The 23333-nt window shown below is 32.1% G+C and carries 18 protein-coding genes; 12 read left to right on the forward strand and 6 right to left on the reverse strand.

Features of this window, described 5'->3' with window-relative positions; translation table 11 throughout:
* Positions 1-2: 2 nt before the first annotated feature.
* Genes Q0873_RS08965 through Q0873_RS09000 form a run of 8 tightly spaced genes read left to right on the forward strand, consistent with a single transcriptional unit; the run spans position 3 to position 9315 of the window.
* Entirely contained in the window at positions 3-2420 is a 2418-nt protein-coding gene (locus Q0873_RS08965; protein WP_299106272.1) for a GNAT family N-acetyltransferase, read from the forward strand.
* Between the two features lie 2 nt (positions 2421-2422).
* Entirely contained in the window at positions 2423-3013 is a 591-nt protein-coding gene (locus Q0873_RS08970; protein ID WP_299106274.1) for a GNAT family N-acetyltransferase, read from the forward strand.
* A complete protein-coding gene (locus Q0873_RS08975) occupies positions 3003-4820 on the forward strand; it encodes an IucA/IucC family siderophore biosynthesis protein (protein ID WP_299106276.1) in 1818 nt (605 codons plus the stop codon). Before Q0873_RS08970 ends, Q0873_RS08975 begins: the two co-directional genes overlap by 11 nt.
* A gap of 1 nt (position 4821) precedes the next feature.
* Positions 4822-5406, forward strand: a complete 585-nt coding sequence (locus Q0873_RS08980; protein ID WP_299106278.1) for a nitroreductase — start codon at positions 4822-4824, stop codon at positions 5404-5406.
* 3 nt (positions 5407-5409) lie between these two features.
* Positions 5410-6516, forward strand: a complete 1107-nt coding sequence (locus Q0873_RS08985) for a heparan-alpha-glucosaminide N-acetyltransferase domain-containing protein (protein WP_299106280.1) — start codon at positions 5410-5412, stop codon at positions 6514-6516.
* A 3-nt stretch (positions 6517-6519) separates the two neighbouring features.
* The gene (locus Q0873_RS08990) at positions 6520-7569 is read left to right on the forward strand and encodes an alpha/beta hydrolase (RefSeq protein WP_299106282.1); all 1050 of its coding nucleotides are present in this window, start codon (positions 6520-6522) and stop codon (positions 7567-7569) included.
* Positions 7553-8377 (forward strand): crotonase/enoyl-CoA hydratase family protein, encoded by an 825-nt coding sequence (locus Q0873_RS08995; RefSeq protein WP_299106284.1) that lies wholly within the window; start codon positions 7553-7555, stop codon positions 8375-8377. Before Q0873_RS08990 ends, Q0873_RS08995 begins: the two co-directional genes overlap by 17 nt.
* Before the next feature lie 20 nt (positions 8378-8397).
* Positions 8398-9315, forward strand: coding sequence for a sterol desaturase family protein (locus tag Q0873_RS09000; RefSeq protein WP_299106286.1), 918 nt, complete (start codon positions 8398-8400; stop codon positions 9313-9315).
* A 32-nt stretch (positions 9316-9347) separates the two neighbouring features.
* Here Q0873_RS09000 and Q0873_RS09005 read toward each other — a convergent pair whose 3' ends face one another.
* From Q0873_RS09005 to Q0873_RS09030, 6 genes are all read right to left on the reverse strand, one after another.
* The gene (locus Q0873_RS09005; protein WP_299106288.1) at positions 9348-10298 is read right to left on the reverse strand and encodes an AraC family transcriptional regulator; all 951 of its coding nucleotides are present in this window, start codon (positions 10296-10298) and stop codon (positions 9348-9350) included.
* Positions 10299-10341: 43 nt separating this feature from the next.
* Positions 10342-12417, reverse strand: coding sequence for a PepSY-associated TM helix domain-containing protein (locus Q0873_RS09010; protein WP_299106290.1), 2076 nt, complete (start codon positions 12415-12417; stop codon positions 10342-10344).
* Entirely contained in the window at positions 12417-12719 is a 303-nt protein-coding gene (locus tag Q0873_RS09015) for a hypothetical protein (protein WP_299106292.1), read from the reverse strand. Before Q0873_RS09015 ends, Q0873_RS09010 begins: the two co-directional genes overlap by 1 nt.
* 8 nt (positions 12720-12727) lie before the next feature.
* Complete coding sequence (locus tag Q0873_RS09020; protein ID WP_299106294.1) at positions 12728-13063, reverse strand: hypothetical protein; 336 nt, start codon at positions 13061-13063, stop codon at positions 12728-12730.
* Between the two features lie 102 nt (positions 13064-13165).
* Positions 13166-15979, reverse strand: coding sequence for a TonB-dependent receptor (locus Q0873_RS09025; RefSeq protein WP_299106296.1), 2814 nt, complete (start codon positions 15977-15979; stop codon positions 13166-13168).
* A 211-nt stretch (positions 15980-16190) separates the two neighbouring features.
* On the reverse strand, positions 16191-18596 hold the full coding sequence (locus tag Q0873_RS09030; RefSeq protein ID WP_299106298.1) for a TonB-dependent receptor: 2406 nt from the start codon (positions 18594-18596) through the stop codon (positions 16191-16193).
* Between the two features lie 329 nt (positions 18597-18925).
* Here Q0873_RS09030 and Q0873_RS09035 point away from each other — a divergent pair, with 329 nt between their 5' ends.
* From Q0873_RS09035 to Q0873_RS09050, 4 genes are all read left to right on the forward strand, one after another.
* A complete protein-coding gene (locus Q0873_RS09035) occupies positions 18926-20083 on the forward strand; it encodes a homogentisate 1,2-dioxygenase (RefSeq protein WP_299106299.1) in 1158 nt (385 codons plus the stop codon).
* A gap of 20 nt (positions 20084-20103) precedes the next feature.
* On the forward strand, positions 20104-21264 hold the full coding sequence (hppD, locus tag Q0873_RS09040; protein ID WP_299106301.1) for a 4-hydroxyphenylpyruvate dioxygenase: 1161 nt from the start codon (positions 20104-20106) through the stop codon (positions 21262-21264).
* A 174-nt stretch (positions 21265-21438) separates the two neighbouring features.
* Positions 21439-22356: a tryptophan 2,3-dioxygenase family protein gene (locus tag Q0873_RS09045; protein WP_299106303.1), complete on the forward strand. Its 918-nt coding sequence runs from the start codon at positions 21439-21441 to the stop codon at positions 22354-22356.
* A gap of 159 nt (positions 22357-22515) precedes the next feature.
* Positions 22516-23295 (forward strand): DUF3108 domain-containing protein, encoded by a 780-nt coding sequence (locus tag Q0873_RS09050; protein ID WP_299106305.1) that lies wholly within the window; start codon positions 22516-22518, stop codon positions 23293-23295.
* Positions 23296-23333: the final 38 nt, after the last annotated feature.

Here is a 23333-nt window from a genome sequence, read left to right on the forward strand (position 1 = left end):
ACATGTCAATAATACCTACCGAAGTTTTTTCAAAAGAGTATAAGGAATTTGGTACAATTACCATTCGTCCTTTTCAAGTAAAAAAAGATAGTGTCTTCTTACAAAAATGGGTAACTCAAGAGTATGCTATTTTCTGGGGAATGCCAAATGCTACTTTAGAAGATGTAGAAAAAGAGTATACAGAATTAACCGCTCCAGAACATTACGATGTTTTTGTTGGAATGTTTAACAATGAGCCCGCTTTTGTCTTAGAGCGTTACAATCCGCAATTAGATATTATTAATCAATTTTATAAAACTCAACAATCTGACTGTGGAGTACATATCATCGTAGCTCCACCAAAAGAACCAAAGACCCCGAGTTTTACTTGGTTTATGTTTCGATCAATCATGGATTTTGTTTTTAGCAATACAGCAGTTCAAAAAATTGTTGTAGAACCAGATATTCGAAACAAAAAAATGTTTGCACTGTGTCAACGCATAGGATTTCAATTAGGAAATGTAATTGAACTACCTCATAAAACAGCACAACTAGCATTTTTAACAAGAACCAACTATCAACAAAAAATACAATCCTTTTCACCATCAAAAAGAAGTGCAATGAACACATTAGATAATGTGGTATCACCACAACAATCAACACAACATATTCAACCAAATGTTTGGAAACAAGCAAATGTTTTATTAGTAAAAAAAGCATTATGTGAATTTTCACATGAATTATTAATTCAACCAGAAGTTATTGAAGAATTAAGAGATGGATTCAAAAAATACCGTGTCTATGCAGATAGCACAGATATTCGATATGAGTTCAATGCAAAACCAATGGCATTAAATCACTATAGAATTGAAGAAAATTCTATAAAAAAATATGTAAATGATAGCATTACAGAGATTGATGCCATCTATTTTATAAAAGAATTTAGAAAGGTGCTAGGTATTGCAGACGAGAAAATGCCTGTATACCTAGAAGAAATTATAAGTACTTTATACGGAAGTGCATTTAAAATAACCAAGGGAAATCCAACCGCAAAAGAATTAGCAACAGCAGACTTTCAAACTATAGAGCAGTCTATGACCGAAGGACATCCAGGGTTTGTAGCTAACAATGGAAGAATAGGATTTGATAGTAGTGATTATCGCTCATATGCACCAGAAGCGGGAAATTCATTTTCTTTATTATGGTTAGCAGGACACAAATCAAAAGCAGTGTTTTCAGCTATAGAATCACTTCCTTATGAAACATTAATACAACAAGAATTAGATGCTGATACCATAGCACAATTCAATAAAATTATTGAAGAAAAAGGACACAAAGCAGACGACTATCTGTTTTTACCAATTCACCCATGGCAATGGTTCAATAAGTTGGCTAACATCTTTGCTCCTGAAGTAGCAAAAGGAGATTTGATTTGTTTAGGGTATGGCCCAGATCAATACTTAGCACAACAATCTATTAGAACCTTATTTAATATTACAAATCCACAGAAATTCTATACAAAATCAGCATTGTCTATTTTAAACATGGGATTCATGAGAGGGTTGCCTTTATACTATTTAGGCACGGCTCCTAAAATGGCAGTATGGTTAGAAGATTTGTTATACAACGATAGCTACATCCAAGAAAACGGATTTAGAATGCTAAGTGAAATTGGATCTGTAAGTTATGTAAACCCATATTTTGATGAATTTGGTCCTCATAATGATTATAACAAGATGCTAGCATCTTTATGGAGAGAAAGCCCATACTCAGTAGTTAAAGAGAATCAAAAACCTTTAACGATGGCTGCTCTACTTCATATTGATCATCATGGAAATGCACTGTTACCAGAAATCATAAAAGACTCTGGAATTTCAATTGACAATTGGTTACGTAAATACTTACAGGCATATTTGAGTCCGATGTTACATTGTTTTTATTACTATGATTTAGTGTTTATGCCACATGGTGAAAACCTAATTATGGTATTAGAAGATAACATACCTGTGTATGCTTTATTAAAGGATATTACCGAAGAGGCTTGTATTTTAAATCCCGATGTTGAATTACCAGAGCACTTAAAGAGAATGTATGCTCCTGTACCAGAAGATGTAAAGTTACTATCAATTTTTACAGATATGTTTGATGGTTTCTTCCGTTTCTTAGCACCTATTTTAGAAGAGCACGCAGACTATAGTGAAACTCGTTTTTGGGAATTAGTGGCAGAAAACATCCAAGAATATCAGAGTAAATTCCCACAATTAGCTCAAAAATTTGAGCAATACGATTTATTCGCAGAAGACTTCAAATTATCATGTTTAAATAGGTTGCAATTAAACAATCATAAGCAAATGATTGATTTAGATGACCCAGTAGCCTTGTTACAATTTGCTGGAAAACTACAAAATCCAATCGCAGCATTTAAAACTCAAGAGGTATAACCATGGTAGAGACGAATCAAGAAGTATTTAGCAAAGAAATTACTGGATTGGGAGTTATAAGTATTCGTCCATTTCGAGTAGATGCAGATACACCAATGTTACATACTTGGGTAACGCAACCTTATGCAAAGTATTGGGGAATGTTAGATAAATCTTTAGAAGAAGTACGTGCCGAATACCAAGAGCTTGAAGAAAATCCACATCACCATAGTTACATAGGAATGTTAAATAACGTTCCTGTGTTTTTAATGGAACGTTATAAAGCTTCAAAAGATATCATAGCATCACATTATGATGCTCTAGAAAGCGATTATGGAATGCACATTTTAGTGGCTCCTATAGAAAAAAGAATACCTCAGTTTACTTGGCATGTATTTTCAACGATTATCGATTATTTTTTCAGTTTACCACAAGTAGAAAGAGTGGTGGTTGAACCTGATGTAAACAACGAGAAAATTCACAAGTTGAACAAAAAGGCAGGCTTTGTATATCAAAAGGAAATTGACCTGACTTATAAAAAAGCGGCATTGGCTTTTTGTACAAAAGAGATGTACACAGAAGCTTTAAATCAATTAGAAAATAATGAAAAATAATATAGCACATTTACAACCTCAAGTTTGGGAATTTGTAAATCGTCAATTGATAAAGAAAGCGATAAGTGAGTTTTCTCATGAGCTTATTTTGACCCCCGAATTTTTGAATGAAGAAGATGGATGGAATGTTTATGAAATACAATCAGATGCTAAAGAGTTTAGCTATCAATTTAAAGCTAAAAAATATTTGTTAGATCATTGGCTGGTGGATGCTGAAAGTATTTTAAAAAGGAACACAAGTGCTGAAAAGATATACTTAGACGCACTTCATTTTATTACCGAATTTAAAACAACGTTAGGGATTCCTGATGAATTTTTAGGAACCTATTTAGAAGAAATAACAAGTACACTTTCTGGAGCGGCATATAAATATGTAAATGAAGAATTTTCTGCAAAAGAATTGGCGGAGAAGAATTTTCAAGAAATAGAGCATGGAATGAGTGAAGGACATCCTTGTTTTGTTGCTAATAATGGTCGAATTGGATTTAATATCGACGATTATCATATTTATGCTCCGGAAAGTAATCAACCATTTCGAATTCTATGGATAGCAGGTCATAAAAAATATGCAACCTATACTGCTGTAGAAGGTTTCGAATACGAGCAATTATTGTTAAATGAACTTGGAGAAGATAAAATCACTGGGTTTAAAGAGGTTTTGCAAGAGCATAATGTAACTTCAGAAGATTACATTTTTATGCCAGTACACCCTTGGCAATGGAAGAATAAAATTGTAGCAGTATTCGGAGCGGATATTGCACAAAAAAATATTGTTTTAGTTGGAGAAAGTGACGATGAATTTTCAGCACAACAATCTATCAGAACTTTGTTTAATGCTTCTCATCCAGAAAAGCTATATACAAAAACAGCTTTATCTATTTTAAATATGGGGTTCATGAGAGGATTGTCTCCATATTATATGCAAAGCACTCCGCATATTACCACCTGGATAACAAATTTGTTAGCAGAAGATTCGTATTTACAAGAGAATGGGTTTACTATGCTAGGAGAAGTAGCTACTGTGGGTTATCATAACCATTATTATGAGGTGTTAGGAAAAACAAATCCACATAACAAGATGTTATCAGCATTGTGGAGAGAAAGTCCATTTAGTAAAATAGCATCCAATCAGAGGGTGTTTACTATGGCTGCTTTATTACATGTAGATTATAAAGATAACTCATTGTTAGCTTCCTTGATAGAAGCCTCTCCTTATGGAGTTACTGCTTGGGTGCAACGATATTTAAAGGCTTATTTGGCACCATTATTACACTGTTTTTATAAATACGAATTTGTGTTTATGCCACATGGAGAAAACCTAATTATGGTGTTAGAAGAAAATACTCCAGTACATGTGTTAATGAAAGATATTACAGAAGAAGTAATTGTTTTTAATGAAACAATGCACTTACCAGAGCATGCAGATAGATTGTTTACAAAGACTTCGGATAAAATGAAGGTGTTGTCAATCTTTACGGATGTTTTTGATTGTTTCTTCCGTTTTATGGCACAGCAATTAGATAGTTATGCGAATTTTTCTGAAAATAGTTTTTGGAAACTAGTAGCAGATTGTGTGTATGAATATCAAGAACAACACCCTGAGTTTTCTGAAAAATATGAACGTTACGACCTGTTTGTAAAAGAATTTGATCGTTGTTGTTTAAATAGACTTCAATTAGGAAACACAAAGCAAATGCTGAGTTTAGCAGACCCTATTGAAAGCTTAAAATTAGAAGGAACTCTGGAGAATCCGCTCGCTCAATTTAAAAATGCAGTAGAAATATCAAACACTATAGAAGCTTTTTAGAATGAACTTTCAGGAACTTACAAAAGTGATACAAGAGCGTAAAAGTACCTATGCATACGATTACGCTCCAAAGAAAATTGACAAAGAAATTATTGAAGCAATAGTTACCAATGCATTATGGGCGCCTACTCATATGGTTACACAACCTTGGCGTTTTGTAGTATTAGATGGAAAGCATCAAGAAAAATTGAGTCAGTTTATGGCATCGTATTATAGAAAGTTGTATACAGAAAAACAATTTTCTAATGAACGATATGAAGCTACAAAAACCTATGCTAATAATGCCACGTTAATTGCCATTGTTTTTGCACCAAATAAGAAAGCTAAGTTACCTGAATGGGAAGAACTTGCAGCGGTCTCATGTGCAGTGCAAAATATGTGGTTAAGTTGTACAGCTTTGGGCTTAGGGAGTTATTGGGATTCTTCTCCAGCAACAATAGCATATGGAAAAGAGCAAGTAAATCTAAAAGAAGGAGAACAATTTTTAGGCATCTTTTTTATGGGACATATAAAAGAAGATACCCCAGAAGCAAAAAGAAAAAGAAAGCCATTAACGAAGAAGTTAAGTTGGAATTTTAAAGAATAAAGAATGAATACAAAAAAAAGAATACTAGCTATTGATATGGCTAGAGGAATAAGTGTTTTATCTATGATTCCTGTGCATGTAATGATTGTGTATTCTACAATGGATACATGGAACAATACATTGATAGGAAAAATAGCTCAAGTAATGGAAAGAGGAACTCCAATGTTTTTAGTAGTAATGGGGTTTTCTTTTGTGTTTTCAAGTAAGTTAAGTATGACTAAAATATTTAAGAGAGGATTAGATATTTTGGCGAAAGGATACTTGTTGAATATTTTAAGGTTTGCTATTCCAATGTTATTATTTGGAGGTTTCCCAAGAGCATTTATAGAAGGGAATGGACTAACTGTTGGAGATTCTTACAATCTGTTATTTTTTACATTATTAGGAGATATTTTACAACTAGCAGGAATCTCACTAATTATTATGGGAATTATTATAAAGTTTATAAAAAACAAATATGCTGCTTTAATCTTAGCTTTGTTTATTGTATTCTTTTCGGGAGAATTAAGTGGTTATAGACCAGGAATTGTTGGATTAGATTATATCTGCGATTTATTATGGGGAAAAAACTATAATGTGTATTTCCCAGTTTTTCCATGGATGTCATTTATTTTAATGGGATTGTTTTTTGGAATGTGGTATCAAGAAAGTGGAAACAATGTTGTATTGACTTATAGAAGAATGCTTGTTTCGGGTATATTATCAATAGCTATTGGTGTGGCTTTATGTTATTATAATTATGATTATCATTTTGGAGACTATTATCATTTAGGACCAGGAGGTACAATTGCCTTAATTGGGGTTAACTTATTCTTAGTGTGGTTTGGGCATATACTTGTTACCTATATACCTCATAATAGGATATACGATGTTATCTATTATTCAAGTAAGAATGTTACCTATTTTTACTTAATACAATGGGTGTTAGTGTACTGGGGAGTTTTAGTCTTTGGGTTTTCATCACAAACGAGTCAAATAAAATTACTTTCAATTATTATTGGTATTACCTTACTAACCTTTGGAATGCTTTGGTTAAGAGAAAAAGGAATTTTGTTACTTAATAGAAAGAAAGAGGTTTCATCAAAAGCAATCAAACAAGCAACTACTTAATTTATGAGATATATTACAATTGTGTTGCTGTTGTTTTTAGGCACCAAAAACTATGCGCAAGCAAAACTAGCAGGAAGCTATGGATTAGATCCAGCAGTTCAAGAGTTTTTAGAGGCAATACATTCATATAACGGTCCCCCATTAGAAAAACTACCTTTAAATATAGGTAGACCCGCTATGGAGAATATGCAAAAGGATTCTACATTAACCTATGACAAAGTAAGTTTTACCAAAGCCATTTTTAAAGAAGAAAATAAAGAAGTGAATGTGGTAGTAGTAAAGCCAAAGAAAGCAAAGAAGCTATTACCAACATTAGTTTATTTCCATGGAGGAGGATGGGTGTTTAATAGTTTTGAAACTCATAAGCGACTAATGAGAGATATTGCATTAAAAGCTGAGGTAGCAATCGTTTTTGTTGAGTATTCAAGAGCACCAGAAGCAAGTTATCCAGTTGCAAATGAAGAAGGGTATACAGCTACATTATTTGTATCGAAACATGGAAAAAAATACGGTTTAGACTCTAATAATATTATTGTTGGAGGTGATAGTGCAGGTGGTAATATGGCAACTGCTGTTAGCATGATGGCAAAACGAAAAGGATTCCCGAAAATTCAAGGGCAGGTTTTACTCTATCCAGTAACCGATACTAATTTGAATACAAATTCTTACGAACGATTTTCTAAAGGACATTACTTAACTAGAGCCACTATGAAGTGGTTTTGGGATGTGTATGCTCCTAAAAAGGAAACACAAATATTACCTACAGTAGCACCTTTAAAAGCAAGTTTAGAGGAACTTCAAGATTTACCTCAAACACTTTTAATTACTGCAGAATATGATGTGTTAAGAGACGAAGGGGAAGCCTATGCTAAAAAGCTAAGAACAGCAGGAGTACCCGTGATTTCTACAAGGTATGGAGGAACAATACATGATTTTATAGTGCTAAATCCATTGCGAGAGACGGTAGCTTCAAAGGCGGCTGTTGCACAAATATCAAGTTTTTTAAAAGAAAGTTATAAAAGAAAGAAGAAGAATAATGATAAAGAATTATAAAAACTTTGAAGTAGCCTATTATCCAGAGCATGAAATGGTGTTATGGAGAATAAAAACGAGTGGGGTTCCCAATTTTTCAATAGAAGTTTTAAAGGAGTTTCAAATTTTGTCGAAAGATATGCATATGATGTTTGCCGATAATAAATACCCGTTAAAGTATTTAGTTTCTGCATCTTCTCATGATGAGGTTTATAATATGGGTGGAGACTTACCTTTTTTCTATAAAAACATTAAAGAAAATAATAAAGAGGCACTTGCAGAGTATGCCGATTTATGCATTGAAGCTGTTTACAATATACACAATGCTTTTGGGCTCCCTGTATTAAGTATAGCATTGGTAGAAGGAAACGCTTATGGAGGAGGTTTTGAATGTGTAATGGCACATGATATCATTATAGCTAAAGAGTCTGCCCAATTTTGTTTACCCGAAAACAAGTTTCACCTTTTTCCAGGGATGGGAGCCTATAGTTTTTTGTGTAGAAAGATAAACCTTTCATCAGCGATGGATATTTTATATAGTGGAGATGTATATGCTGCAAAGCAACTACAACAAAAAGGATTAATCAATATGACTTTTAAGGAAGTAGCAGGTTTTGATGCAATTATCCAATATATTTCCAAGAATAGCTTCCATTTTATCTACAATCATTATAAATGTTTAAAACGAGTATTTCCACTTCAAAAGGAAGAACTGTTTGATATTACAAATATCTGGGTAGAAGCTTGTATGAATATGGAAAAGGAAAGCCTAAGACGAATGGAACTAATTATTAATGCGCAATTGCGCAAGGAGAAATTACATAAGTAACATCTCGAAGAATTTATATTATGGATTTATCATCAATTGAGAATATTATGGGACAATTACAACATATGAGTGTAATTGTATTAGCATTAATGCTAATTGAATGGGGAATATTGATTGTAACCAATTATGTTGAACATAAAAAGGAAGGAGTAGTGAGTATAGTATCATACTTAGTACAAAGTATTCCGTACTTTTTATTATCAAAAGTTATGATTGTAGGAACTATGTTTTTGTTGTATGAAAACAGATTATTTGATTTAGGGTACCAATGGTATATTTGGATTTTAGCGTATCTATTATATGATTTCACAGTGTTTTTTATACATTATTTAGGACATAAAGTAAGGGTTTTATGGTGCATTCATGGAGTACATCATACCGCTGAAGATATGAATTTAACAGTGGTAGCTAGAGGATCAATATTTGATGTGTTTTTTACCCCATTTAACTTTATTTGGTTACCTGTTTTAGGATTTCATCCGTTTATGATTTTTGTGATAGAACCGATAGCAAGGTTGTATGCTACATTAACTCACGTAAATGAAAAAGTAATAGGGAAACAAAGATGGTTAGATAAAATCTTAATTACACCATCTGTGCATAGAGTACATCACGCAAAAAATCATATTTATTTAGATAGAAATTACGGAGAAACATTTAGTGTTTGGGATCGTATTTTTAAAACCTTTCAAAAGGAAATAGACGATGAAAAAATTAGTTATGGTATTATGCATGATACTTTAAATAGTGAAAGCTTTTCAGATGTTCAGTTTTTAATGTGGAAAGAATTGTGGAATGATGTTAAGAACGCACCTACTTTTTCTGATAAAGTAAAGTATTTGTTGAAGCCACCAGGGTGGAACCATATTGACGGAGGAAAAATGGCAAAGGAATATAGAGATAAGGCCTGGTCAGAACGAAATAGATTCGTACAATAAATAAAAAAGCCTCTTTTAAGAGGCTTTTTTATTTAATTAAATGTTTTTCGATAAGCTTTCGGGGTCATTTTTTCGGCTTTTTTAAACGCTGCCGTAAAGTGCGTAGGGTTCTTGTATCCAACAATATCTGCAATCTCGTAGATGGGTTTACATGTATTTGCTAAAAGAAGTTTTGCTTTTTTTATTCTTAAGGCTAAACTATAATTGAAAATAGAAGAACCAAATATTTTTTTAAACTCCGCTTTTAATACATTTTCATTCAGTAATACCCTTCGGGAGAGTTGTTGTACCGTAATTTGTTGGTGAATGTTCGATTGAATTATGGCTTCTACTTTGTATACTTTTTTTAAGAGGTTGTCAGATTCTTTGTGTTTAAAATTGAGTTGTTGGTTTAATAATTCGAGTGTTTTAGATTCTAAAAAAAGACGTTTTAAAAGTCCTTGTTGGGTATTACCTAAAACTTCAGTAGCAATTTCTTCCATTTTAGAAGTCAATTGCATGGAAAAGCTTTTGTTTAATTTTTTTAAACCTGCTATCTCCTCCTTAAACAAAATTGGTTGTAATTGATGTTTGTTTATAAACTCGTCATACATTCTAATTTTTATTTCTTTAACAGGATTGTCTTTATAAAAAATAAGTTTTCCTTGTACATCATTAGCATACACAAGGTAACTTTCATTCTGTTCTAAGACAATGTCATTTTTAAGTTCTGAAACTCGTATAATTTTTTGCCCTTGTGTTAAAATAGAAAGTTCTAATGTATTAAAGTTGTGTTTTCCTGTAAAGAGGATATCCTCTTTAAATTGAGCATTGATAATGTTTATTAATAATCCATCAAAATAATAACTAACAACATTTCCTTTTCCGTAGGAACTGTTAATTGAATATATAGATGTTTTTAGCCCACAATCATTTCTTTTAGATTGTAAGGTTAGAATTTTTTTAAACTGCTCTGCTTCGTTATTCGCAATAGCAATTTCCATAAAGAAGGGTTAAATTGAGGAAAAGAAAATTAAGCTTTAAAGCTTAATTTTCTTGAATCCATTTGTAAATGTTTTTAACTAAGAATATACTTGCTATTGCTACTAGAGTAAGCATAAAAATTTCAGAAACATTCCCACTTTCATGTAAGATAGCTTCTATAAAATGATATACGTTGTATAGTGCAGCAATACCAGCCCATACTAATGAAGTTACTTTAAACCATTTTTTAGAAACTTCTAAGGTTAACAGTCCAAAAAGTAAACACATTCCTTCAAATAAAATTCGATAAATATGATGCACTAATGGGGCTTCACCAGTGGCACCTTCCATTATTAATGTTTCATTATAATAGATGTTGAATAAACCGTACATATGATGTACTATCCACCCAATTCCTAAAAATATCCACAGTATTACAATCTTTGTTCTCATAGGTATATGATTTTTATGTTTTGAGAGGTCTTCACTCTCGTTGTTGGTTAATTTTAGAGTTGATTTTTTAGCTTCTTCAGCTAACAAGGCTTTTCGATTTTTATAATCTATAGGATGTTTATCAAAGGCACTTTGAGTTTGTACGTTTGGTTTTATTTTGAAATAAGCAAATAAGGCAATTAGGGAAAGAAATATCCACAATAAATCTATAGATAGAATGTCAAACTGTTTAGCTTTAAAAGTATTCCAAACCCAATTGTTTGACACAATTCCGTTGGTAATTGGAACTAAAATTCCTAGAATAGCTCCAACTAACAAGGTAATTTTATTAGTAAAATAATTGTTTCTTTTAAATCTAAAGTAAATAGTTGCTATTAACCAAACGAGGAAAAACCAAGTATATAGAATACTCATTTTTTGCGTTTGATAAGCTTCAGGCAATAGTTTTACAACTAAGAAGAAAAGAGCTATTACTGGAAATAATGATAGACAAATAGCCATATATATATGTCCTACTTTTGCTGTATATAATCGCTGTTTTAAGGACATACTTTTTTTGTTACGGGCTTCTATCCAAATTAAAACTCCCGTTATAATTACAAAACAAGTAATTAAGGCAAGGATAAAGTATATAAACTTTGTTAGCTTACCTCCAAAATTTCCAAAATGTAAACGTCCCATAGACAATTGAATGTCATCGGCATATTTGGCATTGTTAGGGTCTCTGTTTAATGTAGTTTTTTGAGTTGTGGTGTCATATATGATGTTTCCTGTGCTTAAAAACTTCTTGTCGGTTTCTAAAGCTCCTAATAAAAGATATTGCATGTTAATACCACCATAGTTTTTGATGATAACATATTCAGGATTAAAGTCTTCCCATTGAGATGTGTTTTTTTGCACGAAGTCATTTAAACTTGGTAGTTCTTTTTCTGTTTTTGATACCCATTCAATTACTTTACGATCTGGTCGTAAATCTTCCATCAGTTTATTTTGATCACCATTGTATAAAAAGTTAGCAGGAATTAAAACCAAAATACTTAAACAGAAATAAGCACCTGTTACTGCATAAATGAATTGAAAAGGCAATCCTATTATTCCTAAAGCAGTATGAGCGTCGGTCCAAACGCGTTTTAAGACAACTTTAGGGTTAAATTGGTAAAAGTTGGAAATGATTTTTTTCCAATGTACAATAACTCCAGTTACAATAGCAAACAAGAAGAATAAAGAAACAAACCCTGCAAGGTAGACCCCAAAAGTTGGAATTTGGGCAAAGAAATGTAAACGGTATAGGAATTCTCCTAAACTATACTTTTCTACATAGGTTGCTGTTTCTCCTGAGTTAATATTTACTGATAAATAAGTAAATCCTTTAGCTTCTACAGGAACGTTTAATGTATCCTTTGCAGCATCCATTAGTACATAAATATTATCACTATTATGTCCTAAGTTAAATCGAATATCTCTGCTTGTAAGATGATTGTTTTCCGATAGTTTATTTAATAAAAAATCAAAATCAATGTTTTCTCTAGCAATATGTTGTGAATGCTTAGCTTCTTCCCATGCTTCTATTTCATCCTTGAATAATGCAAAAACACCTGCAAAAAAAATCACATATAGAGCAACACTAATCACGATACCGCTTACCGTATGTGTATTAAAAAACACATTGTAATTTCTGTTACTCATTATACAAATGGGTTTTGTTGATTGCCTAAATAATAAATACCAAAAAGTAGTATACTAATCACTATGTACAGTCCCCAAGCTTTCCATCCATTTTTAAAAAGAAATGGTACAATTAATAGGGCACACCAAACAATAAAATGTGTATAAATAGAAGTAATAAGAACTTCTTTTGGATTGGGTAGCCATAAAGCTAAGCACATGTGAAATAGTGCTGTAACAATATATCCTCCAATAATTCCTGCTGAAATTTTTGCAAACTGTTGAGCTGGAGATTTTGTTAAATGTTTTGAATTGGCGGGCATAATTAGTTTTAGATAAGTGTAATGATTTCTACAATTAGAAAAAAAGTAAAGAGAATCAGTAAGCTTTTGTATTTTACAATTTTCAAAGGGGAGAAAATGATGAGTAGACTTAATGTTATCATAAGTACAATTAACCAAATCATAATGCCAGGCATAAGTCCTAAAGTTAGACAAGCAAGTATCAAAGAAATAACTATAGATACAATACCAATTATTTTAGATTCTTTGTTGTGATCTTGTAGCCATTTCCCTAATCTTGTTTGCTCGTCCAATACAGCTTTTTCAGATCTGCTATAGAGTGCAATACTTCCCAAGAAAATAATTAAAACAATGCTTGTAATCATTCTTTCTTTTTTTGAAACCACAAAACCCTTAGTCAAATTCTGACCAAGAGTTTTGGGTTGTTATTCAAATTGTTTTATACAAACGTAAACGTTACTTTTAATTTAAAACTTTAATGTTACTGTACCTAAAACAGCTCTTGGAGCTTGTACATTTACTGTACTCCATCCTTTATAGTAAGTCTTATCAGTAATGTTATTCATCTTTAAACCAACTCTAACTTTTTCAGAGTCATAATATACTCCTGCGTTATATATAGTATAGCTTGGTAAAGTAAAAGTTCCTGAAACAGCATTATTAATTGTTAAATGCTCAGAAGCTCCATTAAATCCAGCACCAAGACCAAATCTTTCTAAGAACGTTCCTTCAGGGAATTTATAATCTGCCCAGAAGTTATAGTTGTGTTGAGGTCCAGATTCTTCTGGTCTTCTACCTTGTAATTCTGGAACATCATTTCCAACTTTAGGATCAAAAATAGGTTGACCTGTTAATGGGTTGAGTACTGGGTTTCCTGTAGCAGCATCTACTCTAGGTATATAGCGAATTGCAAAGCTACTATATGCATCTGTTACTTCACTTTCGTTATAAGCATAAGAAGCTCTAATGTTTAACCCATTAATTGGATTTGCATTTAACTCAAGTTCAATACCCTTACTTACCACTTCTTTAATATCAATTTGTGCAGTAGTTAATAAAGCTGTTGGGTCTGTTGTTGTAACATTGTTTGCTATAATATGGTAATATGAAGCACCTAAGTTTAATTTATCAGAGAAAATACTAGTCTTAATTCCTCCTTCAAACTGGGTAGCTTTTATTGGGTCAAAATTTTGTACATATGGGTCATTTTGAGACACTCCAGTATTTGGGTCTACCGATGTTAATGTAACAATAACAGGATCTTTATTTACAAATCCTGTTTGATAGTTACCAAAAACAGATAACTCATTAGGAATTATTTGATACACTAAACCAGCTTTTGGAGAAAAAGTAGTTTTGGTATAATCATCATCTGATTTCGATGTATCACCATCTTGATCGAAATGATCAACTCTTAATCCTAAACTAACTGTTAATTCTGGAGTTACATTTAACACATTCGAAACATATGCAGCATAGGTTTTAGAGTTTGTTCTAATATCGTTAACTGGTACATTTTGAAAAGCAGCTTCTAAACTTCCTCTATTAGTAGAATAAGCAGCATTAGGAGTAAATACGTTAGGAATAACTTCCCCTTGCGCAGTTAATAATGCATCAAAGTACGGGAATCCGTTTAATTGAGTTCTAAGTTGATTTCCGATAGCGTTTAACTGAGGCACATTGTCAAGAATAGTTAGTAAACTATTTAAATGTGGAGTTTGAGTAATCGCTTGATTTCCATTTTGGTTTCTAGAGTGTTGAGATCTGCTTACAAAATCTAATCCTCCTACAAAACGATTTCTTAAATCACCTATTTTAAAATCTCCAATAAAATTCTGTTGAATGTTATAGTTTGTTGCATTTGCATTTCTCTTGTCGAAAATACGTGTAAATGCAGGAGAAGCAGATAATCTTACTGCGTCATTAAGCATTGGCGAAATGATAGGGGTAACGATAGGCCCTAATGTAGGGTGTTGCATCAAAGGAGTTAATTGTGATAAACCTTGTAGTAAGCCAACTGCTCCACCATCAATGTTATATTGATAAAAACCTTTTGTTCTACCATAACTACTTGCGAAAACAGTTTGAGAAGTCCATTGATCTGAAAGTTTATAATCTATTATAGATCTCGTATTAAAGTTTAATGTATTTAAAGCCACATCATTTGATGTAAATGATTTGTTAGGATCTACATTTAATTCAGCAACATTCGTTGGATAATTAATTGCAGGTGCGTTTGGAATTCCGCTTAAAAGAGCAGTTAATCTTCCTCTACCTAATCTGTTAACAAATAACATAGAAGGGTTTGTTTGAGAATTTTTAGCAAATTCAAAACCAAAAGATATGTTTAAACGATTGTTTACTTTATGCGTAATAGATGGAGCAGCAAAAAATGTATTTCTGAAGCCAGCATCTTGGAAACTATCTTGAGTTAAATACGATGCATTTAATCTGAAGTATGTTTTCTTAGATTCAGATAATGGAGTATTGAAATCAACTGATAATCTGTTTAAGCCAAATGAACCAGCTGTGTAAGACACACTCCCGCCTTTTCCTTTAAAAGGTTTTTTAGTAACAATATTGATTAAACCACCTAAAGAAGTATCTGTACTACCAAATAATGTAGCAGAAGGCCCTTTTACAACTTCAATTCTTTCAATATATGAAGGATCTAATGCACTTAATGTAAAACCAGGCATACCATCTACTAGTTTTGGTTGCGTAGCAAAACCACGAACTGAGAAATATCCAGTTCCTTCACTTGGTGCTCTACCAGTAGCTTCCCATAATTTACTAATACCCGTTGAATTGTTTAAAGCATCTTCTAAATTTGTAATAATTTGAGATTCTAATATATCGGATGTGATCGTTGAGTATACTTGTGAGTTTTCTAAATCTTTTAAAGGTAATTTAGAAACATAAGCAGTCTTTTTACGAGAAAACTTATTATTTCTAGAAGTAATTTCAATTTCTTCTAATAATTCATTCCCTTCATTTAAAACGATAGCAATATTATTTGCAGGAACAGTCGCATTTATCAATTTTGTCTTGTATCCAATATAAGACACTTCTAATATTTGACTACCTGTTGGAACATTTTTGATTTCAAATTTCCCATCGAAATCAGTTTGCCCTCCTTTTTCAGTTCCTTTAATAAGAATGTTAACTCCCACTAAAGGTTGGTTACTGTTATCAACAACAGTACCTGTTACAGAGCCACTTTGAGCTACTGCATTTACCATAGCTATAAAAAATACTATAGTTGTTAAAAACCTTTTCATTGTTTTAATTTAGATTTAATAAGATTAATAGTTTAAAAAACGGCACAAAGATATTTAGCAAAACATTAACAACAAAGTTTATTTAGATTTATTTTAAATAAAAATAAGTAAAGTCTAAAATAGTAGCTTGTTATGTATAAAAAAACTCTGAACACATGGTTCAGAGTTTTAGGTTTGGTCAATTATTATTAATTCAAAAAATTAATCTAATCTAGAACTTGTAGGTTAGTGAACCGTAAAAAGCTCTTGGTTGTTGAGGTGTAACTGTACTCCATCCTTTGTAATACGTTTCGTTGGTGAAGTTGTTTACATTTACACTTGCTCGAATTTTATCGTTTTCATAGTATACTGCAGCATTGAATACTGTATATGCTGGAAGAATAAACTCTCCTGATATTGGATAGTTTTCCATTGTGTTAAAATCGCTAGCACCATTAAACCCTCCAGAAACTCCAAAGTTTTTAAGAGTTCCTTGTCCGAACTTATAATCTGCCCAGAAGTTATAGTTAAATTTAGCTCCAGCTTCTCCAAATCGATTTCCGATAATTGCTGGATTTGAAGCAGATTCTAATATTTCAGAATCATTATAACTAAATCCTCCTCTAAGGTTTAATCCATTAATTGGATTTGCATTTGCTTCAATTTCAATACCCTGACTTCGTACTTTACCATCTTGTGTTTTAGTAGGTCCAAAACCAATAATTTTATCACTTACTAGAATGTTATAATAACTTACTGTAGCTTCTAATTTATTGTTGAATAAGTTCGTTTTAACCCCTGTTTCAAATTGATTGGCTCTTTCTAAATCAAATGATAATAATCGTGTTCCAGCTGCTGGGTTGTTAGCATCTATTAAGGTTAATTCTGGATTAACATAAGAGAATCCGTTTTGATAGTTTGCAAAAACAGAAACCTTATTTAAAATTGGTTGATAAACAACTCCAAATTTTGGTGAGAATGTTGATTTTGTGTATTCTGTTTGATCATCTTGTGGATTGTTTTTGTCACCCTCATAATCAAAACGATCATAACGAACACCAGCCATAAAAGATAACTGAGGTGAAATGTTTACTACGTTTGAAATGTACGCTCCTAAGATATTCTGATTTACATCAGTATTTACATTGCCGGCATTGGCTAATGCCAAGTTTATATTAGCTCTGTTAATAGGTAGGTTGGCAAATCCTAACGCTGCAGGAACAGGTATTACTTGTCCTTGTGGGTTTACCACATGTATTCCTCTCCAGTTTGAACTTTTATCAATTGTTTGAGATTCTAAATAATCAGCACCAACTACTAATCTGTTTCTAAAATCTCCAATTTTAAAATCTCCTGTAAAGTTTTGTTGCAAGTTCAATGTGTTGGTTTCTGCATTGGTGTTTTGAGCATATAAACCAAACATATCTGCTTGTAAGTTATATAAATACGTATAGTACCCTTGAGACTTTGCATTACCACCTGCAATAATTGTTTGAGAAGACCAGTTGTCTGTTATTTTATAGGCTATTTCTCCACGATAGTTCTGAGTTGGGTTTTTAATAGAAACATCATCATTTGTTAACGATAAATCTGTATTATAATTTAACTCACTAATGTTTTTAAATGTTAATGGAGCTGCTCTATTTAGGAACAAGAAAACTTGATTTGTTTGATCTGTTGAAGATAACTCATAACTTAGGTTAAGGGTTAACTTATCATTTACTTGATACGAAATTGCTGGAGCAATAAAATGTGATTTTCTAAATCCAGCATCTTGAAAGCTATCTTCAGATTGGAATCCAGCATTTAAGCGCAATGAGAATTTTTTGCTTTCATCAGTTGTGTTAATATCAGCAGTAAGTTTTTTAAAACCAAATGAACCAGCACCAACAGAAATGTTACCTCCGGTTCCTTTAAAAGGTTTTTTAGTAACAATGTTAATAAGACCACCATAAGAAGTTACTGTACTTCCAAATAAAGTTGCAGAAGGCCCTTTGATTACTTCTACGCGTTCAACATTAGAAGGGTTGATAAAACCATTGGTAATACCAGGCATACCATTTACCAACTGTGGTTGAACTGAGAAACCTCTAACTGAATAATATCCAGCACCATCTCCACTTCTACCTGTTGATGGCCATAACTGATCGACACCAACGGCATTTTTTAAAGCGTCTGAGAAGTTTGTAACATTTTGAGAAACTAAAAGCTGATTGGTAATGGTACTATACACCTGTGAGTTTTCAATATTTCTCAAAGGAAGTTTAGAAACATAAGCAGTCTTCTTTCTTGAAAACTTGTTTTTTCTATCGGTATCAATTACAACTTCCTGTAATAGTTCATTCCCTTCAAACATAACTATGTTTATGTTTTGTTGAGGAATGGTCACGTTAATAGTTTTGGTTTTAAAACCGACATAGGATATCACAAGAGATGCTTGTTCTCCTTCAGTTAAATTGGAAATTTCAAAATTTCCATCAATATCGGTTTGCGTACCGATTTGCGAATTTTTAAGTAGCACAGTAACTCCCGTTAAGGGGTTATTGTTGTTGTCGAATATTTTACCACTAACTAGCGAATTTTGAGCTGTTATTGCCAATGTAGTAAGTAGAAATATGGCTAGTATAACTCTCTTCATTTGTTTTTATTTAGATTTGTTAAAAATAATTAAGCAACAAATGTATGTTAGAGAAAACAATTCAGCAACATTTATTTAGATTAAATTTAAATAAATAAATTTTTGAAATTGATATAAAGGAATACCATTTTTAAAATCTGTATATTTGTAAGACAACAACTAAATGCTTAAATAATGTATTGGCTAGGTCTTTTAGCACATTTGAAATTTATGATTAAGCGAAATCCTGAGTAATGGTACTTACCTTGTTAAGTAGTTAAGGATGTAGCAACTTTCTTGTCTTAGAAGATTGTAACATTATTTTATAAATTCATTTATTACATTAAGTTATGCCTTTTTATCATAAATTAGGAAAAATACCACCTAAACGTCACACACAATTCCGCAAAGAGAACGGAAGTTTATATTACGAACAATTGTTTGGTACTATTGGTTTTGATGGGATGTCGACCAATTCTTACCACGAATTTAGACCAACAATGGTTAAGGAAATTCGTAAGCAATATTCAGTTGCTCCAAAAGTGGCGAAAGCAAATAATATACAATCTTATCGTTTTAGAGGATTTCAAGTACCTCCTCAAAATGATTATTTAGAGAGTAGAAAAGTAGTATTAACAAATTCAGATTGTAATATTATTTTATCTGCTCCAAAAGAGTCTACCAAAGATTATTTTTATAAAAATACTGATGCAGATGAAGTAATTTTTGTTCATAGAGGAACAGGGAAATTACGTACTATGTATGGTAATTTAGATTTTAAATACGGAGATTATTTAGTAATTCCTCGTGGAATGATTTATAAACTTGATTTTGATACTGAAGAAAATCGTTTGTTTATAGTTGAATCATACCGCCCGGTATATACACCCAAAAGATATCGTAATTGGTTCGGACAATTATTAGAACACTCTCCATTTTGTGAGCGTGATATCCGTAGACCAGAAGAATTAGAAACCTATAACGAAAAAGGAGACTTTTTAATTAAAGTAAAGAAACAAGATGAAATCATTGAAATGGTATATGCTTCTCATCCTTTTGATGTAGTAGGATATGATGGATATAATTATCCGTATGCATTTTCAATTCACGATTTTGAACCAATAACTGGTCGTGTGCATCAACCACCACCAGTACACCAAACATTTGAAACAGATGCGTTTGTTATCTGTAGTTTTGTTCCTAGATTATACGATTATCATCCAGATGCTATTCCAGCACCTTACAATCATAGTAATATTGATTCTGATGAGGTATTGTATTATGTAGATGGAGACTTCATGAGTAGAAATGATATTGATGCTGGACATATTTCATTGCATCCAGCAGGAATTCCTCATGGTCCTCATCCAGGAGCAACAGAGAGAAGTATAGGAGAAACAGTTACCGAAGAATTAGCAGTGATGGTTGATACATTCAAACCATTAAAAGTAACTGAAGAAGCAATGAAAATAGCCGATGAAGATTATTACAAATCTTGGTTAGAATAACAAAAACAACAAACAACATCATGAGTAAAGAAATAAAATCAGTAAACTACGGTTTAGAAAAAATATTTGAAGGAGCACAAGACTTCTTACCACTTTTAGGAACAGATTATGTAGAGTTTTATGTAGGAAATGCAAAACAAGCAGCGCATTTTTATAAAACAGCATTCGGATTTCAATCGCACGCATATCGCGGATTAGAAACAGGAGCAACAGATTCTGTAAGTTATGTCTTAACCCAAGACAAAATCAAATTAATGCTTACGACTCCATTAAACAGTAAATCACCAATTAATGATCATATAGTAAAACATGGTGATGGGGTAAAAGTTGTTGCGCTTTGGGTAGAAGATGCAAGACAGGCATATAAAGAAACTACTTCTCGTGGAGCAAAATCGTATATGGAGCCTACAGTTGAAACAGATGAGCATGGAGAGGTTGTTAGAGCAGGAATTTATACCTACGGAGAAACAGTACATATGTTCGTAGAACGTAAAAACTATAATGGAGCTTTTTTACCAGGGTTTCAAAAGTGGGAATCAGATTATAATCCACCAGCAGCAGGTTTAAAGTATATTGACCATATGGTTGGAAATGTTGGCTGGAATCAAATGGATGTTTGGGTAAAATGGTATGAAGATGTAATGGGGTTTGAAAACTTTTTATCATTCGATGATAAACAAATCCATACAGAGTATTCTGCATTAATGAGTAAGGTAATGTCTAACGGAAATGGTAGGATTAAATTTCCAATAAATGAGCCAGCTAAAGGTAAAAAACGTTCTCAAATTGAAGAGTATTTAGATTTTTACGAAGGAGCAGGAGTACAACATATTGCAGTTGCAACTGATGATATAATTAAAACTGTAACTCAGTTACGTTCTAATGGAGTAGAGTTTTTATCGACTCCTCCAGAAGAATACTATAAAGCAGTTCCTGGGAGATTAGAAGAATTTAGTCATGAACTAAGAGAAGATATCGAAAAATTAAAAGGTTTAGGTATCATGATCGATGCAGATGAAGAAGGTTATTTATTACAAATCTTTACAAAACCTGTAGAGGATAGACCAACATTATTCTTCGAAATCATTCAAAGAATGGGAGCACGTGGTTTTGGAGCAGGAAACTTCAAAGCATTGTTCGAGTCAATTGAAAGAGAACAACAATTAAGAGGAACACTATAGGAATATAGTTCAATTAATAAAAGTCAAAAGCCAAGAATCAAAACATATATGTTGCGTTTCTTGGTTTTTAGGTATAAAAGATGGATCGATATTTAAATATAAAATCTCCCTTCTCATAAAATTCACCTTAGAAACAAAAAGTGAATTTTAAACCTATTTTTAATAAACAAAACAATGAGTAAAGAAGAAATATTAAAATCAATAGAAAATAAATATGATGAGTTAGGGGTTCCAGTAGAAGCTATGTTAGAAGGTTTACTATGGAGTAAACCAATTACCTACTGGGATTATATTCAAACCGATGCACTTTTAGGATTACAAATCCCAAGAACAACTCAACCAGATGAAATGGTGTTCATTATGTATCATCAGGTAAATGAATTGTTGTTTAAAATGATTCTTTGGGAAATAGATCAAGTAGCAAAATCAAATGATATATCTGCTGAGAAGTTTACAAAACACTTAATGAGAATTAGTAGATATTTTGATGTTTTAAGCAGTTCTTTTTCGGTTATGGGAGAAGGAATGGATGTAGATCAATACTTGAAGTTTAGAAATACACTAACTCCTGCAAGTGGTTTTCAAAGTGCACAATACAGAAAAATAGAGTTTGCATCAACAGAGTTGATCAATTTAATAGATGCTCGCTTTAGAGATACAATTGATAGAAACTCTTCTTTTAAAAATGCATATGATCATTTGTATTGGCAAGCGGCAGGAAAGAATTATTCTACAGGACAAAAAACAACCTTGTTACAGTTGTTTGAAAAGAAATACATGGGTGAGTTTATTGATTTTATGGAAGACTATAATGATTGCAATCTTTCAAAGAAATTTAAACAATTACCTAAAGAAGTTCAAGAAGATAAAGAATTGATAGAAGCCATGCGTCATTACGATTATACCGTAAATGTTAAATGGGTAATGGCACATTACAATGCTGCTGGAAAATATCTAGGAGGAGATGATACTGCTCTAGAAGCAACAGGAGGAAGTAATTGGAGAAAGTATTTACATCCTAAGTATCAAAGAAGAATTTTCTTCCCATATTTATGGAGTGAAGAAGAGCTTAAAAACTGGGGTACATTCTAGTTTTAATGTTTTTATAAAATAAAAAGAGGTTGGTTTTAACCTCTTTTTTTTATTTTGGAACGGTAATTGTCAATCTATTTTTTATAAGTTTGAAGAATAGGAAACAAACTATAGTAGTTTTTAAGTTATAGATTGTACCAATAATAAAATGTAAAACGCGTGAAAAAAGCAATGTCCCTTTTAGCAATACTTGTTTTTACAATAAGTATGAAAGCTCAAGAAAAAGCAACACCCGCATTTCAAGGAGGAGAGTGGTTGAGGTATAGAATGAGTTATAGTGGTTTCTTAAAAGCAGGAACAGCTGAGTTAAAATTAACAGAAGAAGAGTTAAACGGTAAGAAGGTACTCCATGCTAGAGGAACTGGTTGGACTTCGGGTATGGTAAGTTGGTTTTTTAAAGTTGATGATGTGTATGAGAGCTATTTTGATGTTGAAGATGTAAAACCCTATTTATTCAAAAGAAAAATTGATGAAGGAGGGTATAAGAAGCACCGTCATACAACCTTCAATCATGACAATCATACTGCATATATTCAAGATTTTTTAAAGCAAAAAGATACAACGGTTTCTATAAAGAATCCACAAGACATGATTTCTACTTTTTACTATTTAAGAAATCATAATACCAAAGAATTAAAAAAAGGAGAAGAGATTACTGTTGATATGTTTTTTGACAATAAAAGTTATCCTTTTAAATTACGTTTTTTAGGAAATGAAACACTAAAGACGAAGTTTGGAAAGGTAAAAACTCAAAAATTTAGACCGTTAGTTCAAGCGGGTAGAGTGTTTAAAGAACAAGAAAGTGTTACCGTTTGGATTACTGCCGATGATAACAAAATTCCAATTAAAATGAAGGCTTCACTATCTGTAGGTTCACTAAGAGCCGAATTGGAAGCTTATAAGGGGTTAGCAAATCCGTTTGAAATAGTATTTGATTAAGTACAAGCAAGTTGTTTAGTTATTGTTAAAGTGTAAGA

The sequence above is a fragment of the uncultured Tenacibaculum sp. genome, from assembly GCF_947498805.1.
GTDB lineage: Bacteria > Bacteroidota > Bacteroidia > Flavobacteriales > Flavobacteriaceae > Polaribacter.

Coding starts and splice junctions, on each gene's coding strand:
- Q0873_RS08965 (WP_299106272.1), top strand. CDS start 3: ATGTCAATAATACCTACCGAAGTTTTTTCAAAAGAGTATAAGGAATTT.
- Q0873_RS08970 (WP_299106274.1), top strand. CDS start 2,423: ATGGTAGAGACGAATCAAGAAGTATTTAGCAAAGAAATTACTGGATTG.
- Q0873_RS08975 (WP_299106276.1), top strand. CDS start 3,003: ATGAAAAATAATATAGCACATTTACAACCTCAAGTTTGGGAATTTGTA.
- Q0873_RS08980 (WP_299106278.1), top strand. CDS start 4,822: ATGAACTTTCAGGAACTTACAAAAGTGATACAAGAGCGTAAAAGTACC.
- Q0873_RS08985 (WP_299106280.1), top strand. CDS start 5,410: ATGAATACAAAAAAAAGAATACTAGCTATTGATATGGCTAGAGGAATA.
- Q0873_RS08990 (WP_299106282.1), top strand. CDS start 6,520: ATGAGATATATTACAATTGTGTTGCTGTTGTTTTTAGGCACCAAAAAC.
- Q0873_RS08995 (WP_299106284.1), top strand. CDS start 7,553: ATGATAAAGAATTATAAAAACTTTGAAGTAGCCTATTATCCAGAGCAT.
- Q0873_RS09000 (WP_299106286.1), top strand. CDS start 8,398: ATGGATTTATCATCAATTGAGAATATTATGGGACAATTACAACATATG.
- Q0873_RS09005 (WP_299106288.1), bottom strand. CDS start 10,298: ATGGAAATTGCTATTGCGAATAACGAAGCAGAGCAGTTTAAAAAAATT.
- Q0873_RS09010 (WP_299106290.1), bottom strand. CDS start 12,417: ATGAGTAACAGAAATTACAATGTGTTTTTTAATACACATACGGTAAGC.
- Q0873_RS09015 (WP_299106292.1), bottom strand. CDS start 12,719: ATGCCCGCCAATTCAAAACATTTAACAAAATCTCCAGCTCAACAGTTT.
- Q0873_RS09020 (WP_299106294.1), bottom strand. CDS start 13,063: ATGATTACAAGCATTGTTTTAATTATTTTCTTGGGAAGTATTGCACTC.
- Q0873_RS09025 (WP_299106296.1), bottom strand. CDS start 15,979: ATGAAAAGGTTTTTAACAACTATAGTATTTTTTATAGCTATGGTAAAT.
- Q0873_RS09030 (WP_299106298.1), bottom strand. CDS start 18,596: ATGAAGAGAGTTATACTAGCCATATTTCTACTTACTACATTGGCAATA.
- Q0873_RS09035 (WP_299106299.1), top strand. CDS start 18,926: ATGCCTTTTTATCATAAATTAGGAAAAATACCACCTAAACGTCACACA.
- hppD (WP_299106301.1), top strand. CDS start 20,104: ATGAGTAAAGAAATAAAATCAGTAAACTACGGTTTAGAAAAAATATTT.
- Q0873_RS09045 (WP_299106303.1), top strand. CDS start 21,439: ATGAGTAAAGAAGAAATATTAAAATCAATAGAAAATAAATATGATGAG.